The following is a 12,729-nucleotide window of genomic DNA, read 5'->3' on the forward strand; positions in this document are numbered from 1 at the left end:
ATCCCGCCCCGCAGTGATTTCCCTCTCATCATGAAAAAGCTCTACATCCGCACCTTCGGGTGCCAGATGAACGAGTACGACTCCGACAAGATGGCGGACGTGCTCGGCGCCCACGAAGAACTGGTCAAGACCGATAACCCGGAAGAGGCCGACGTGATCCTCTTCAACACCTGTTCGGTGCGCGAGAAGGCGCAGGAGCGGGTGTTCCACGACCTCGGCCGCGTGCGCTTGCTCAAGCAGCAGAAGCCGGGGCTGATCATCGGCGTGGGCGGCTGCGTGGCCAGCCAGGAAGGCGAGGCCATCGTCAAGCGTGCGCCTTATGTGGACGTGGTGTTCGGGCCGCAGACCCTGCACCGTCTGCCCAAGCTCATCGAGGCGCGCAAGCAGACCGGGCGCTCGCAGGTGGATATCTCCTTCCCCGAGATCGAGAAGTTCGACGCCATGCCGCCGGCACGTGTCGAGGGCGCGAGCGCCTTCGTGTCGATCATGGAAGGCTGTTCCAAGTACTGCACCTTCTGCGTCGTGCCCTACACCCGAGGTGACGAGGTGTCGCGCCCGCTCGAGGATGTGCTGGCCGAGATCGCTGGCCTGGCCGCTCAGGGCGTCAAGGAGGTGACCCTGCTCGGCCAGAACGTCAACGCCTGGCGCGGCGTGCTGACGCGCGAGGATGGCGAGGACGGTGCCGACGTTGGAGATTTCGCCTTCCTGCTCGAATGCGTGGCCGAGATCCCCGGCATCGAGCGTATCCGCTATACCACCTCGCATCCGCGCGAGATGACGCAGCGCCTGATCGACTGCTATGCGAAGATCCCCAAGCTGGTGTCGCAGCTTCATCTGCCGGTGCAGTCGGGCTCGGACCGCGTGCTGGCGGCAATGAAGCGTGGCTACTCGGTGATCGAGTTCAAGTCCGTCGTGCGCAAGCTGCGCGCGGCACGGCCGGACCTGTCGCTGACCTCGGACTTCATCGTCGGCTTTCCGGGCGAAACCGAAGAGGACTTCGACAAGACCATGAAGCTGATCGACGATATCGGCTTCGACGGCTCCTTCAGCTTTGTCTACAGCGCCCGCCCCGGCACGCCTGCGGCCGACCTCGAAGACCCCGTGCCGCAGGAGTCCAAGCTCGCCTGGCTGGCCCGCCTGCAGAAGCGCATCGACGAGCAGTACCAGGCCAACAGCGAGGCCATGGTCGGCACGGTGCAGCGCATCCTGGTCGAGGGTGCGGCGAAGAAGAACGCCGAGGTCGAGATGATGGGCCGCAGCGACAATAACCGCGTGGTCAACTTCCCTTCCGATTCGCCCAATCGTGACCGCCTGATCGGCCAGTTCATCGATGTGCGCATCACCGCTGCGCTGCCGCATAGCCTGCGCGGCGAGATCATCGTTCGGGAATCCTGAATGGCGAAAACCCTGGAAGTCTTCTTCGAGCCGGTGGACAACCCCCGGCTGGCCCGCTTGTGCGGCGTGCTGGACGAGAACCTGCGCCAGATCGAGAACGCCTTTGACATCACAGTCAGCCGGCGCGGCGAGCACTTCACCCTCAACGGCCACCCCAGCCAGGTGCTGCGCGGCGAGATGGCGCTCAAGCACTTCTACGAGCGCGCCGACAAGGACCTGTCGCTCGACGATGTGCAGCTCGGCCTGATCGAGATCGGCAGCCGTGGCGCCGGCGCCGATCCGCTGCAGCCCGCCCCCGTGCTGATGACGCGGCGCACCGAACTGCACGGCCGCACCCCGCGCCAGGTGGAATACCTGAAGAACATCCAGGAGTTCGACATCACCTTCGGCATCGGCCCGGCCGGTACCGGCAAGACCTATCTTGCGGTGGCGAGCGCGGTGGACGCCTTCGAGCGCGACCTGGTCGAGCGCATCATCCTCACCCGCCCGGCGGTCGAAGCCGGCGAGCGCCTGGGTTTCCTGCCCGGCGATCTGGCGCAGAAGGTCGACCCCTACCTGCGCCCGCTCTACGACGCGCTCTACGACCTGATGGGATTCGACCGCGTCGGCAAGCTCTTCGAGCGCAGCCTGATCGAGATCGCGCCGCTCGCCTTCATGCGCGGGCGCACGCTCAACAACGCCTTCATCATCCTCGATGAGGCGCAGAACACCACGCCCGAGCAGATGAAGATGTTCCTTACCCGCATCGGCTTCGGTGCCAAGGCGGTGGTGACCGGCGACCTCACCCAGGTCGACCTGGCGCGCGGCCAGCGCAGCGGCCTCAAGGAGGCGCGCAAGGTGCTGGCGGACGTGCGCGGCATCGCATTCACCGAGTTCGCCAAGGAAGACGTGGTGCGTCATCCGCTTGTCGCACGCATCGTGGATGCTTACGACCGCGAAAGTGCGCGTATCGAGCAGGCCAGGGTGGCGGCACGCGCCCAACAACAGCAGGACAAGGAATCACAGGATGCCGAAGACGGGGAGTAAGCAGGACGCAGGGCAGGACAAGGGGATCGCGGCGACAGCAGGCAAGCCGAAGCTTGTCGCCATCGACGCCGAAGGCAAGGTCACGCGCTTGAAGGCGGAGCGGCTCGAGATCGACTTTGGCGATGGCCGCAAGCTGGTGCTCGCTTTCCCAGAGCGCGCCTGGGGCGATCTCGAGATCGAGGCCGATGCCGACGACGCGGCCGCGGTGCCGATGCTGTCGCTGCAGCCCGGCGCCTGCAATCTGCTCACCTTGCGTGTCGACGTGCATCATGACATGAGCTTCGTCGATGTGCCCGGGTTGCCCGAGCACGCCCGCCCGCCGGCGCTCCGGCTGTCCGTGCAGAAGGCGGTGGAGGGCGAGGACAAGGCCAACGCCCCCAAGAAGAACCACATCCGGCGCTGGGCGCAGGCCGCGCTGCAGCGGGATGCCGAGGTCACCGTGCGCCTGGTCGGCGAAGAGGAGGGGCGCGAGCTCAACCGTGCCTACCGCGGCAGGGACTACGCTACCAATGTGCTCACCTTCGCCTATGCTGACGGTGAGGATCTGTCGCTGCCGGCGCAGGACAACAGCGCCGTGCTCGCGGGCGATCTCGTGCTGTGCGTACCGGTGGTGATGCGCGAGGCAGCGCTGCAGGGCAAGACGCCCGAAGCTCACTTCGCGCACTTGGTCGTGCATGGCATGCTCCACCTGCAGGGCCATGACCACGAGAATGAGGCTGAGGCAGCGGTGATGGAGCGGCTCGAAACCGACGTCCTGCGCGGGCTGGGCTATGCAGACCCCTATGCCTGAGCGCGGTGTGCGCGAGGCTGACTTGCACGACCCCTGGGCTTGAGTGGAGACCCCGACCCAAAAAATGGACAGTTCCCCTAAACCGTCGTTACTTGAGCGACTTTCGGCCTTTCTCTCGCGCGAGCCGGAAGATCGCGAAGAACTCCTCGCGCAATTGCACGCGGCCTTCGATCGCAACCTGATCGACGCCGATGCCCTTTCCATCATCGAAGGCGCCCTGCAGATGTCCGACATGCAGGTGCGTGACGTGATGATTCCGCGCGCGCAGATGGACTGCGTGCACCTGGACGATCCGATCGACGCGATCGTCAATTTCGCCATCGACACCGCGCATTCGCGCTTCCCCGCCATTGGTGATGGCAAGGATGATGTCGCCGGCATTCTGCTTGCCAAGGACCTGCTGCGCTACTTTGCCGGGCGCGAATTCGACCTGCGCGACATGTTGCGTCCGGCCGTGTTCGTGCCCGAGTCCAAGCGCCTCAACGTGCTGTTGCGCGAGTTCCGCGTGTCGCGCAACCACATGGCGATCGTGGTCGACGAGTACGGCGGCGTGGCCGGGCTGGTCACTATCGAGGATGTGCTCGAACAGATCGTCGGCGATATCGAGGACGAGTACGACTTCGACGAGGTCGGCGACAGCATCCGCCTCGATCACAGCGGTCGCTACCGTGTGAAGGCCACGACCGAGATCGAGGACTTCAACGAAGCGTTCGCAACCCACTTCAGCGACGAGGAGTACGACACCGTTGGCGGTCTCGTCATACGCCACTTCGGGCGTCTGCCCAAGCGCGGTGAAGCCGTGGAGCTCGAGGGTCTGAAGATCCAGGTACTGCGCGCCGACAGCCGGCGGGTCTACACCCTGGTCGTCGAGCATCTGCCGCAGCCCGAGCCCGCCGCCGAGTGATGCGTGTCGCCCTGCTTGCCGCGTTGCTCGCGGGCGGCGCGTCGGTATTCGCGTTTGCGCCCTTCGGGCTGTTCCCGCTTGCCTTCGCGAGCCTGGCCGTGCTGGCCTGGCTGCTCGGGCGTGCCGGGTGCTGGCGCCAGGGCTTCGCGCTCGGCTTTGCCTGGGGTTTCGGTGCATTCATCGGTGGCGTGTCGTGGCTGTATGTCGCGCTCGAGCGCTATGGCGGCATGCCGATCCCGCTCGCTGCGCTCGCCATTGCGCTGTTCTGTGCCTACCTCGCGCTTTATCCCGCACTGGCAGGTGGCGTCTTCGTCGCCCTGCGTCGGCGGCTGGGCTTGGCGCACGGGCTGGTCCAGGCCGTGTTGTTCGGCGCCTTGTGGCTGCTTGCGGAATGGTTGCGCGGCGTCGTATTCACCGGCTTCCCGTGGCTGGCCATCGGCTATTCGCAGACGCCGCCCAGTCCGCTCGGCGGCTGGCTGGCGGTGGTCGGCGTGTACGGTGTGGGCGGGCTCGTTGCCTTCCTGGCGGCGCTTGTCGCCAGCGCGGCCAGCGCTGTGCGTGCCTGGCCGGCCGTGTTGGCCGCGGTCGTGGTGCTCGCCGCCGGGGCTGGCCTGCAGGGGCGGCCTTGGACACAGCCCGTTGGCGAGCCGCTCGAGGTCGCGCTGGTGCAGACCAACTTTGCCCAAAGCCTGAAGTGGGATCCCGATCATTTCGCTGATGTGCTGCAGGTCAACCTTGATCTCGTACGCGAGCAGTTTGGCCGACCGGCGCCTCCCGCGATCACGGTGTTGCCTGAGACCACCTTGCCCACCTTGCTCGAACGCCTGCCTGCGGGCTACCTGGAGGTGCTCGCACAGCTTGCACGCGAGGCCGGTGGAGACCTTGTGCTCGGCGTATTCCGGCGTGACGAGGCGGGACGGATCTACAACGCCGCGATGAGCCTGGGGCGCGCGCCGGAGCAGCACTACGCCAAGCAGCACCTGGTGCCGTTCGGTGAGTACTCGCCGCCCTTGTTCGGCTGGTTCTACCGCCTGGTCGACATCCCCATGGCGGACCAGACTCGTGGCGCGTCCGATCAGCCGCCCATGCTGATCGATGGGCAGCGGGTGGCGATCAATATTTGCTACGAGGACCTGTTCGGCGCGGAGCTGATCCGCGCCCTGCCACAGGCCACACTGATGCTGAACCTCTCCAATCTGGCCTGGTACGGCGATTCGCTTGCCCAGCCGCAGCACCTGCAGATCGCGCGCGTGCGCGCGCTCGAGACCGGGCGGCCGATGCTGCGCGCGACCAACACCGGCATGACCGCATTGGTCCAGCCCGACGGCCGGGTCGCCGGCGTGCTGCCCGAGTTCGAGCGTGGCGTGCTGCGCGTGCAGGTTCAGGGCTTCAACGGTATGACCCCCTACGCCCGCTGGGGCGATGGCCTTGCCCTGATTGTCGCGCTCCTCGTCATTGCCGCGCTCCCTCTTTCCCGCCGGAGGGTTTGAGCGCACAGCCGCCCGCCGCGACCCTCGGTAGGCGCGGCGCCAGCCGCGAGGGTTTTGAAGGTGACGGGCGTGGTCGGCTGTGACGAAAAGCTCGCGGCTCGCGCCGCTCCTACAGCAGGGCGTCGTGCGCTCGATTCCCCCGTAGGCGCGGCGCCAGCCGCGAGGGGTTGAAGGCGATCGCGCTCGCGCCGGGTCGAGCGGGTGAGGGCTTCGGCGCGATTGCGCCGAGCCGAAGCCCCCGCACTTGCCGAAGCCCGGTAAAATCACGGTCTTTGCGTGCGCTGCGCAGCCCGGAGGCTGCCCGAGACCATGACCACCGAATCCCGACTCGTGAAACCGACCTTCCAGCAAGTCATCCTCACGCTCCAGCACTTCTGGGGCGAGCGCGGCTGCGTGCTGCTGCAGCCCTACGACCTCGAGGTGGGCGCCGGCACCAGCCATACCGCCACCTTCCTGCGCGCCATCGGCCCAGAGCCCTGGAACGCCGCCTACGTTCAGCCCTCGCGCCGCCCCAAGGATGGCCGCTATGGCGAGAACCCCAACCGCCTGCAGCACTACTATCAGTTTCAGGTGGTGTTGAAGCCCTCGCCGCTGAACATCCAGGAACTCTACCTCGACAGCCTGCGCGCGCTCGGCATCGACCCGATGGTGCACGACATCCGCTTCGTCGAGGACGACTGGGAGAACCCCACCCTCGGCGCCTGGGGCCTGGGCTGGGAAGTGTGGCTGGATGGTATGGAAGTCACCCAGTTCACCTATTTCCAGCAGGTCGGCGGCCTCGATTGCAAGCCGGTGCTGGGCGAGATCACCTACGGCATCGAGCGCCTGGCGATGTACCTGCAGGGCGTTGAAAACGTCTATGACCTGGTGTGGTCGATCGCGCCGGACGGGCGCAAGGTGACCTACGGCGACGTCTATCACCAGAACGAGGTCGAGCAGTCGACCTTCAACTTCGAGCACAGCAACGTCGACTTCCTGTTCTCGCTGTTCAACAACTACGAATCCGAGGCCAGGCGCGTGATGGAAGTCGGCCTCGCGCTGCCGGCTTACGAGATGGTGCTGAAGGCCGCGCACACCTTCAACCTGCTCGACGCCCGCGGCGCCATCTCGGTCACCGAACGCGCCGCCTACATCGGCCGCATCCGCAACCTGTCGCGCGCCGTCGCCCAGGCCTATTTCGAATCCCGCGAAGCCCTCGGCTTCCCGATGCTGAATACCACCAAGGAGGCCGCGTGATGACCAGCGCGACCCTGCTCGTTGAACTGCTCACCGAAGAACTGCCGCCCAAGGCCCTGCCGCGCCTGGGCGAGACTTTCGCCACCAGGATCGCCGATGGCCTCAAGGCCAAGGGGCTGGCGCCTGCCGACGCCGCCTTCCGCACCTTCGCCAGCCCGCGCCGGCTGGCGGTGACGGTTGCGAAGGTGAGCTCAGAGGCCGCTGCCAAGGAGGTCACCGAGAAGCTGATGCCCGTGTCCGTGGCACTCGACGCCGAGGGCAAGCCGACGCCGGCGCTGCTCAAGAAGATGGAAGCCAAGGGCATCCCGGTGGGGGCCGTCGCCGGCTTCGAGCGCCGCATGGACGGCAAGGCCGAGGCGCTGTTCCACACCGCCATGGTGCCGGGCGCCAAGCTCGCCGACGTCCTGTCGGCGATCGTGCAGGACGCGATCAAGGCGCTGCCGATTCCCAAGGTCATGCGCTGGGGCGACGGCGACGCGACCTTCGTGCGCCCGGTGCATAAGCTCACCTTCCTGCACGGCGCCGATGTGGTGCCGGGCCGCGTGCTCGACCTGGACTCGGGGCGCACCACGCGTGGCCACCGCTTCATGAGTCGCGGCGACATCGACATCGCGACTGCGGATGCTTACGAGCCCACGCTGCTCGCCGAGGGCAAGGTCATTCCCAACTTCGCCGAGCGCCGCGCCAACATCGAGCGCCAGCTTCTCGCCGAGGCCGCTAAGCAGGGCGCGCTGCTCAACGAATATGCCGACCTGCTCGACGAGGTCGCGGCGCTGGTCGAGCATCCGACGGTGTATGTGGGCGAGTTCGAGGCCGAGTTCCTTGCCGTGCCGCAGGAGTGCCTGATCCTGACGATGCGCGCCAACCAGAAGTATTTCCCGCTCTTCGACGGCGCCGGCAAACTGCTCAACCGTTTCCTGATCGTCTCCAATATGCAGGTGGCCGACCCGAGCAACATCGTCGCCGGCAACGCCCGTGTGGTGCGCCCGCGGCTGTCGGACGCGCGCTTCTTCTTCGAGCAGGACAAGAAACAGAAGCTCGAGGCTCGCCTGCCGCGCCTGGCGCCGGTGGTGTATCACAACAAGCTCGGCAGTCAGCTCGAGCGTGTCGAGCGCCTCGAAGCCCTGGCCGGCGCGATCGTCGCCCAACTGCACGGCGACGTCGCCGCGGCCAAGCGCGCCGCACGCCTGGCCAAGGCCGACCTCGTCACCGACATGGTGGGCGAATTCCCCGAGCTGCAGGGCATCATGGGCCGCTACTACGCGCTCGCCGACGGCGAGGGGCAGGTGGTGGCCGATGCCATCCAGGCCCATTACCAGCCGCGCTTTGCCGGCGATGAGTTGCCCGCGGGCAATGTCGCCGCTGCGGTGGCACTGGCCGACAAGCTCGACGCCCTGGTCGGCTTCTTCGGCATAGGCATGGTGCCGACGGGAGACAAGGACCCGTTTGCGCTGCGCCGCGCAGCCCTCGGCGTGCTGCGCATCCTCATCGAAGCGCCGCTGCCGCTCGAGCTGCCCAAGCTCATCGACACCGCTGCCGCCGGCTTCAAGCCCGGCCTGCTGACCGCCGAGGGTTTCGTCGCGCAGTTGCAGGACTTCATGTTCGAGCGCCTGAAGAACCTGCTGCGAGAGACAGGGCGCGACGGCGCGGTGGTCGACGCCGTGCTCGCGCTCAAGCCGGTACGCATCGATCTGGTGCCCGCCAAGCTCGCCGCGGTGGAGGCTTTCCGCGCGCTGCCCGAGGCCGAGGCTCTGGCGGCCGCCAACAAGCGCATCGTCAACATCCTGAAGAAGGCCGAGGGTGCGCCGGGCGAGCCCGATCTCGCACTGCTGCAGGAGGAGGCCGAGAAGGCGCTCTTCCGTCAGGTGGTCGAGGTCGCGCCGCTGGTGCGCTCACATGTCGCCAACGAGGACTACACTGCAGCGCTGTGTGCGCTCGCCGGCCTGCGTGCGGCGGTCGACCAGTTCTTCGAGGACGTCATGGTGATGGCAGAAGAGCCGCTGACCCGTGCCAACCGCCTTGCGCTGTTGGCGCAACTGGCTGGCCTGATGAACCAGGTCGCTGATATCTCGCGCCTGTCGGCCTGAGCGTCACGAGACCCGCGGCGCGCGCCGTCGCGGGTATGTATGCATCCCAGGGAGTCTGCAGATGAAGCTCATCATTCTCGACCGCGACGGCGTCATCAACGTCGACTCCGAGCAGTTCATCAAGTCGCCCGAGGAATGGAAGCCGATCCCCGGCTCGCTCGAGGCGATCGCGCGCCTCAATCAGTGGGGCTGGCGCGTGGTGGTGGCGTCCAACCAGTCCGGCGTGGGGCGCGGCCTGTTCGGCATGGATACGCTAAATGCCATCAATGACCGCATGGTGCGCAGCCTGGCGCAGGTCGGCGGTCGCCTGGATGCGGTTTTTTTCTGTCCGCATGCGGCGGACTCCACCTGCGACTGCCGCAAGCCCAAGCCCGGCCTGTTCCTGCAGATTGCCGAGCGCTTCAATGTCGCGCTGCAGGACGTACCCTGCGTGGGCGACAGCCTGCGCGACCTGCAGGCGGGGGTGGCCGCAGGTTGCCAGCCCTTCCTCGTGTTGACGGGCAAGGGGCTGCACACCAAGGACAGTCCCGAACTGCCGCCCTCGACCCGGATCTTCCCCGATCTCGACGCCGTGGCCGCTACGCTCACGGCCTGAAACTCATGGCAGGCGCACCGTCAGGGCGGTGCGATCTGCGCCCAATGACGCCTGGACCACACCGTGCATCTCATCCGCTCATTCCTGTTCGCAATACTGCTCACACTGATCACCGTGCCCTATGCGATCTTTGCCACGCTGATCTTCTGGCTACCCCCGATGACCCGCCATCGCCTGATCACGTCCTGGGTGCCGGTGATGATGTGGGTGATCCGCCATGTTCTCGGTATCCGCTACAGGGTGATCGGTGCCGAGAACATGCCTGCCGGCCCGGCCGTGGTGCTGTCCAAGCATCAGTCCGCATGGGAAACGATCGCGCTGCAGCAGATCTTTCCGCCGCTGTGCTTTGTGCTCAAGCGCGAACTGTTGCGCGTGCCATTCTTTGGCTGGGGTTTGGCAAGCATTCCGGGCATTGCGATCGATCGCAATGCGGGCAAGGATGCGCTCGCCCAGGTTGTCGAGCAGGGCCGCGAGCGCCTGAAGGAGGGCCTATGGGTTGTCGTCTTCCCCGAGGGTACGCGTGTTGCCCCGGGGACGGTGAAACGCTACAAGCCGGGCGGCGCCATCCTCGCCAAGCGTGCGGGCGTGCCTGTGGTCCCGGTGGCGCACAATGCGGGCGAGTTCTGGCGGCGCAATGCCTTCGTCAAGCGCCCTGGTGAGATCATCGTCAGCATTGGTCCGGTGATCGACGTCAAGGGCGTGAAGGCAGAGCAGATCAACGCGCGCGCCGAGGCCTGGGTCGAGAGCGAGATGCAGAGGCTTTTCCCTCATCACTATGCCGGCGAGGCGTCGGCTGTGCATGACCAGGACGGTGGCACGGGCGCGCCTGAAGCCTGATCTGGTTACACGTCAGCCGCGAGGGTTTGAAGGCGATAGTCTTTTGTGGCGTGCCCGAAAAGCTCGCGGCTCGCGCCGCTCCTACAGCAAAGCCCGCCGCCGCGGGTCTCTCCACCGGTGGGAGCGGCGCCAGCCGCGAGCTTTTCGTCGTCACGGGGGGCTTCGACGGCCTCTCGTCTACGCCTTGGACGTGCGCTGCACCGCGGGCTACATTGAAAGCCCGAACCCGCAGGAGGTCGATATGAGCGACACACTGCCCGCGCTGGGCGAGGATGAGATTCGCCAGCGCCTGGCGCGCGAACTGCCGCATTGGTATTACGAAAATGGCTGGATCCGGCGCAAGTACCGCACGGAAGGCTGGAAGGGCACGCTGATGGTCGTCAATGCCGTCGGCCACCTTGCCGAAGCGGCCTGGCACCACCCGGACCTTGCTGTGTCCTATGCCTTCGTGATCGTGAAACTATGCACCCATTCCGCGAAAGGGGTGACCGAGCGCGACTTCGCGCTCGCCAGCAGGATCGAGGCGCTGATCCAGTGGCAACCCGGCCGCGAGGGGGGTGTGCTTGAAGGCACTCCCAATGATGACCAGCGCTTCCGCTACATCAAATACGACTGATGCATCGGCGGGCGGTAAACGCAAAACGGCCCCTCGATGAGGGGCCGCTTCGTCAGACCTTTACCGAGGAAGCTTAGGCAGCCTTCTTGGAGGTGGTCTTGGCGGTGGTGCTGACGGCCTTGACGGTGGCGTTGGTCGCGGCAGCCACGTTGGCTTCGGCGATCTCGGCGACTTGCTTGGCAGCCTTGCTCATGCTGTCGTAGGCGCTGTTGGCGGCGGCGATGGCCGACTTGACGGCGGCGACGGCGACGTCCGAACCGGCGGGAGCCGACTTGGCAGCCTTGTCGAGGGCGGTAGCGACGCCCTTGTTCAGCTCGGCGACCTGGCCTTCGAAGACCTTGGACATTTCTTCCTGGCTCTGCGAGGCGATCTCATAGACGCTGCGAGCGTAGGCGACGGCCTTCTCGACGATCGGCTGGGCCAGCGAAGCCTGCAGGCTCACCAGTTCCTGGACGTCCTTGGCGGCGAGCAGGGTCTTGGTGTTGGCAACGCCGTCCTCGAGGATCGAGCGGGCGGTGTTCAGGTTCAGGGCAGCGAGGCGCTCGGCGCTGGCGAAGGCGGTGTTGGCCAGGGTCAGCAGGGTCTCGATGTTGGCCTTGTTGGCGGCGGCGAACTGCTCGGGGGTGGTGAAGTTGCTCATTTGAATCTCCTGTAATCAAGCCCGGATTGCATGCACATCGTGGTTTCATGCCACATGTTGCGTTGCAGCATGGTTCGAATTATACGGAGGCGCCTTAAGCTGTCAAGCGAAAATTTGTGCATCGCACAATCGCTATTCGATTGCTTTATCCAATCATGTGCGCCGCTGTCCGGCCCAGCAAACGCTTGGTCTGCCGAGCGATCCACATGCAGTGTGCAACACCCTTGTTGCGGGCCGATGACCAAGGCACTGCGGCGTGGTATGGCCTTGCCGCAGTGCAGGAGGGGGGTGAGCGATCAGTCGTGGGTGAAGTTGGCCTTGCGCTTTTCGACAAAGGCGGCCATGCCTTCCTTCTGGTCGTTGAGGGCGAAAGCGGCGTGGAAGACGCGGCGCTCGAACAGCAGGCCTTCGTTGAGGCTGCTTTCGAAGGCGCGGTTGACCGATTCCTTGATCATCATCACCACCGGCAGCGAGAAGCTGGCGATGGTCTCGGCGGCGGCCAGGGCCTCGTCGAGGAGTCTGTCGGCCGGCACCACGCGCGACACCAGACCGGCGCGCTCGGCTTCGGTGGCATCCATGAAGCGGGCGGACAGGCACAGGTCCATGGCCTTGGCCTTGCCGACCGCGCGCGGCAGGCGTTGCGTGCCGCCTGCACCCGGCAGGATGCCGAGCTTGACTTCGGGTTGGCCGAACTTCGCGCTGTCGGCGGCAATGATGATGTCGCACATCATCGCCAGCTCGCAGCCGCCGCCCAGGGCGAAGCCCGCCACTGCAGCGATGACCGGCTTGCGGCAGGTCTTCACGCGTTCCCAGTTGCGGGTGATGTATTCGCTCTTGTAGGCGTCCATGTAGGAGAAGGTAGCCATCGCGCCGATGTCGGCACCAGCGGCGAACGCCTTTTCGGAGCCGGTGATGACGATGGCGCCGATGCCTTCGTCGGACTCGAAGTCGTTCAGCGCGGCGGTGATCTCGTCGACGACCTGATCGTTGAGGGCGTTGAGTGCCTTGGGGCGATTCAGGGTGATGAGGCCGACGCGGCCGCGCTTCTCGGCGATGATCAGTTCAAAGCTCATGGGTTCTCCTGTTGTCGGGGTGCTGCGTGTCGGTGGAAGA

The 12,729-nt window shown here is 65.9% G+C and carries 12 protein-coding genes; 10 read left to right on the forward strand and 2 right to left on the reverse strand.

All coding sequences use genetic code 11. The features are described from left to right. Nucleotides 1–30 precede the first annotated feature (30 nt). The 10 genes from miaB to C662_RS10415 all read left to right on the forward strand — a co-directional run bounded on the left by miaB (nucleotide 31) and on the right by C662_RS10415 (nucleotide 10,976). Entirely contained in the window at nucleotides 31–1,395 is a 1,365-nt protein-coding gene (miaB, locus tag C662_RS10370; protein ID WP_002928454.1) for a tRNA (N6-isopentenyl adenosine(37)-C2)-methylthiotransferase MiaB, read from the forward strand. Further along, nucleotides 1,396–2,421 carry a PhoH family protein gene (locus C662_RS10375; protein WP_002928457.1) on the forward strand — a complete coding sequence of 342 codons (1,026 nt, stop codon included), beginning with the start codon at nucleotides 1,396–1,398 and terminating at the stop codon, nucleotides 2,419–2,421. Beyond that, the gene (gene ybeY, locus C662_RS10380; RefSeq protein WP_002928459.1) at nucleotides 2,402–3,211 is read left to right on the forward strand and encodes an rRNA maturation RNase YbeY; all 810 of its coding nucleotides are present in this window, start codon (nucleotides 2,402–2,404) and stop codon (nucleotides 3,209–3,211) included. Before C662_RS10375 ends, ybeY begins: the two co-directional genes overlap by 20 nt. A 64-nt stretch (nucleotides 3,212–3,275) precedes the next feature. Beyond that, complete coding sequence (locus tag C662_RS10385; RefSeq protein WP_051018563.1) at nucleotides 3,276–4,115, forward strand: HlyC/CorC family transporter; 840 nt, start codon at nucleotides 3,276–3,278, stop codon at nucleotides 4,113–4,115. Continuing rightward, complete coding sequence (lnt, locus tag C662_RS10390; RefSeq protein ID WP_002928461.1) at nucleotides 4,115–5,605, forward strand: apolipoprotein N-acyltransferase; 1,491 nt, start codon at nucleotides 4,115–4,117, stop codon at nucleotides 5,603–5,605. The genes C662_RS10385 and lnt overlap by 1 nt, the downstream gene beginning before the upstream one ends. Before the next feature lie 309 nt (nucleotides 5,606–5,914). Further along, complete coding sequence (gene glyQ, locus C662_RS10395) at nucleotides 5,915–6,841, forward strand: glycine--tRNA ligase subunit alpha (RefSeq protein ID WP_002928462.1); 927 nt, start codon at nucleotides 5,915–5,917, stop codon at nucleotides 6,839–6,841. Continuing rightward, nucleotides 6,841–8,928, forward strand: a complete 2,088-nt coding sequence (gene glyS, locus C662_RS10400) for a glycine--tRNA ligase subunit beta (protein WP_002928465.1) — start codon at nucleotides 6,841–6,843, stop codon at nucleotides 8,926–8,928. The genes glyQ and glyS overlap by 1 nt, the downstream gene beginning before the upstream one ends. A 61-nt stretch (nucleotides 8,929–8,989) precedes the next feature. Then, nucleotides 8,990–9,523, forward strand: a complete 534-nt coding sequence (gene gmhB / locus C662_RS10405; protein WP_002928467.1) for a D-glycero-beta-D-manno-heptose 1,7-bisphosphate 7-phosphatase — start codon at nucleotides 8,990–8,992, stop codon at nucleotides 9,521–9,523. Between the two features lie 63 nt (nucleotides 9,524–9,586). Continuing rightward, nucleotides 9,587–10,360, forward strand: coding sequence for a lysophospholipid acyltransferase family protein (locus C662_RS10410; RefSeq protein ID WP_002928469.1), 774 nt, complete (start codon nucleotides 9,587–9,589; stop codon nucleotides 10,358–10,360). 241 nt (nucleotides 10,361–10,601) lie between these two features. After that, on the forward strand, nucleotides 10,602–10,976 hold the full coding sequence (locus tag C662_RS10415) for a 4a-hydroxytetrahydrobiopterin dehydratase (protein WP_002928471.1): 375 nt from the start codon (nucleotides 10,602–10,604) through the stop codon (nucleotides 10,974–10,976). Nucleotides 10,977–11,049: 73 nt separating this feature from the next. On the opposite strand, the gene C662_RS10420 is transcribed toward C662_RS10415, so the two are convergent. Together C662_RS10420 and C662_RS10425 are read right to left on the reverse strand one after the other, a co-directional pair. Beyond that, the gene (locus C662_RS10420; protein WP_002928474.1) at nucleotides 11,050–11,616 is read right to left on the reverse strand and encodes a phasin family protein; all 567 of its coding nucleotides are present in this window, start codon (nucleotides 11,614–11,616) and stop codon (nucleotides 11,050–11,052) included. Between the two features lie 296 nt (nucleotides 11,617–11,912). Then, nucleotides 11,913–12,689 carry an enoyl-CoA hydratase gene (locus C662_RS10425; protein ID WP_002928478.1) on the reverse strand — a complete coding sequence of 259 codons (777 nt, stop codon included), beginning with the start codon at nucleotides 12,687–12,689 and terminating at the stop codon, nucleotides 11,913–11,915. Between the last annotated feature and the right edge of the window lie 40 nt (nucleotides 12,690–12,729).

Origin of the sequence: Thauera sp. 28 (assembly GCF_000310145.2) — a bacterium.
Lineage (GTDB): Bacteria > Pseudomonadota > Gammaproteobacteria > Burkholderiales > Rhodocyclaceae > Thauera > Thauera mechernichensis.

Excerpts from the sequence above, each read along its gene's own strand:
- miaB (WP_002928454.1), top strand. The coding sequence starts at position 31 with ATGAAAAAGCTCTACATCCGCACCTTCGGGTGCCAGATGAACGAGTAC.
- C662_RS10375 (WP_002928457.1), top strand. The coding sequence starts at position 1,396 with ATGGCGAAAACCCTGGAAGTCTTCTTCGAGCCGGTGGACAACCCCCGG.
- ybeY (WP_002928459.1), top strand. The coding sequence starts at position 2,402 with ATGCCGAAGACGGGGAGTAAGCAGGACGCAGGGCAGGACAAGGGGATC.
- C662_RS10385 (WP_051018563.1), top strand. The coding sequence starts at position 3,276 with ATGGACAGTTCCCCTAAACCGTCGTTACTTGAGCGACTTTCGGCCTTT.
- lnt (WP_002928461.1), top strand. The coding sequence starts at position 4,115 with ATGCGTGTCGCCCTGCTTGCCGCGTTGCTCGCGGGCGGCGCGTCGGTA.
- glyQ (WP_002928462.1), top strand. The coding sequence starts at position 5,915 with ATGACCACCGAATCCCGACTCGTGAAACCGACCTTCCAGCAAGTCATC.
- glyS (WP_002928465.1), top strand. The coding sequence starts at position 6,841 with ATGACCAGCGCGACCCTGCTCGTTGAACTGCTCACCGAAGAACTGCCG.
- gmhB (WP_002928467.1), top strand. The coding sequence starts at position 8,990 with ATGAAGCTCATCATTCTCGACCGCGACGGCGTCATCAACGTCGACTCC.
- C662_RS10415 (WP_002928471.1), top strand. The coding sequence starts at position 10,602 with ATGAGCGACACACTGCCCGCGCTGGGCGAGGATGAGATTCGCCAGCGC.
- C662_RS10420 (WP_002928474.1), bottom strand. The coding sequence starts at position 11,616 with ATGAGCAACTTCACCACCCCCGAGCAGTTCGCCGCCGCCAACAAGGCC.
- C662_RS10425 (WP_002928478.1), bottom strand. The coding sequence starts at position 12,689 with ATGAGCTTTGAACTGATCATCGCCGAGAAGCGCGGCCGCGTCGGCCTC.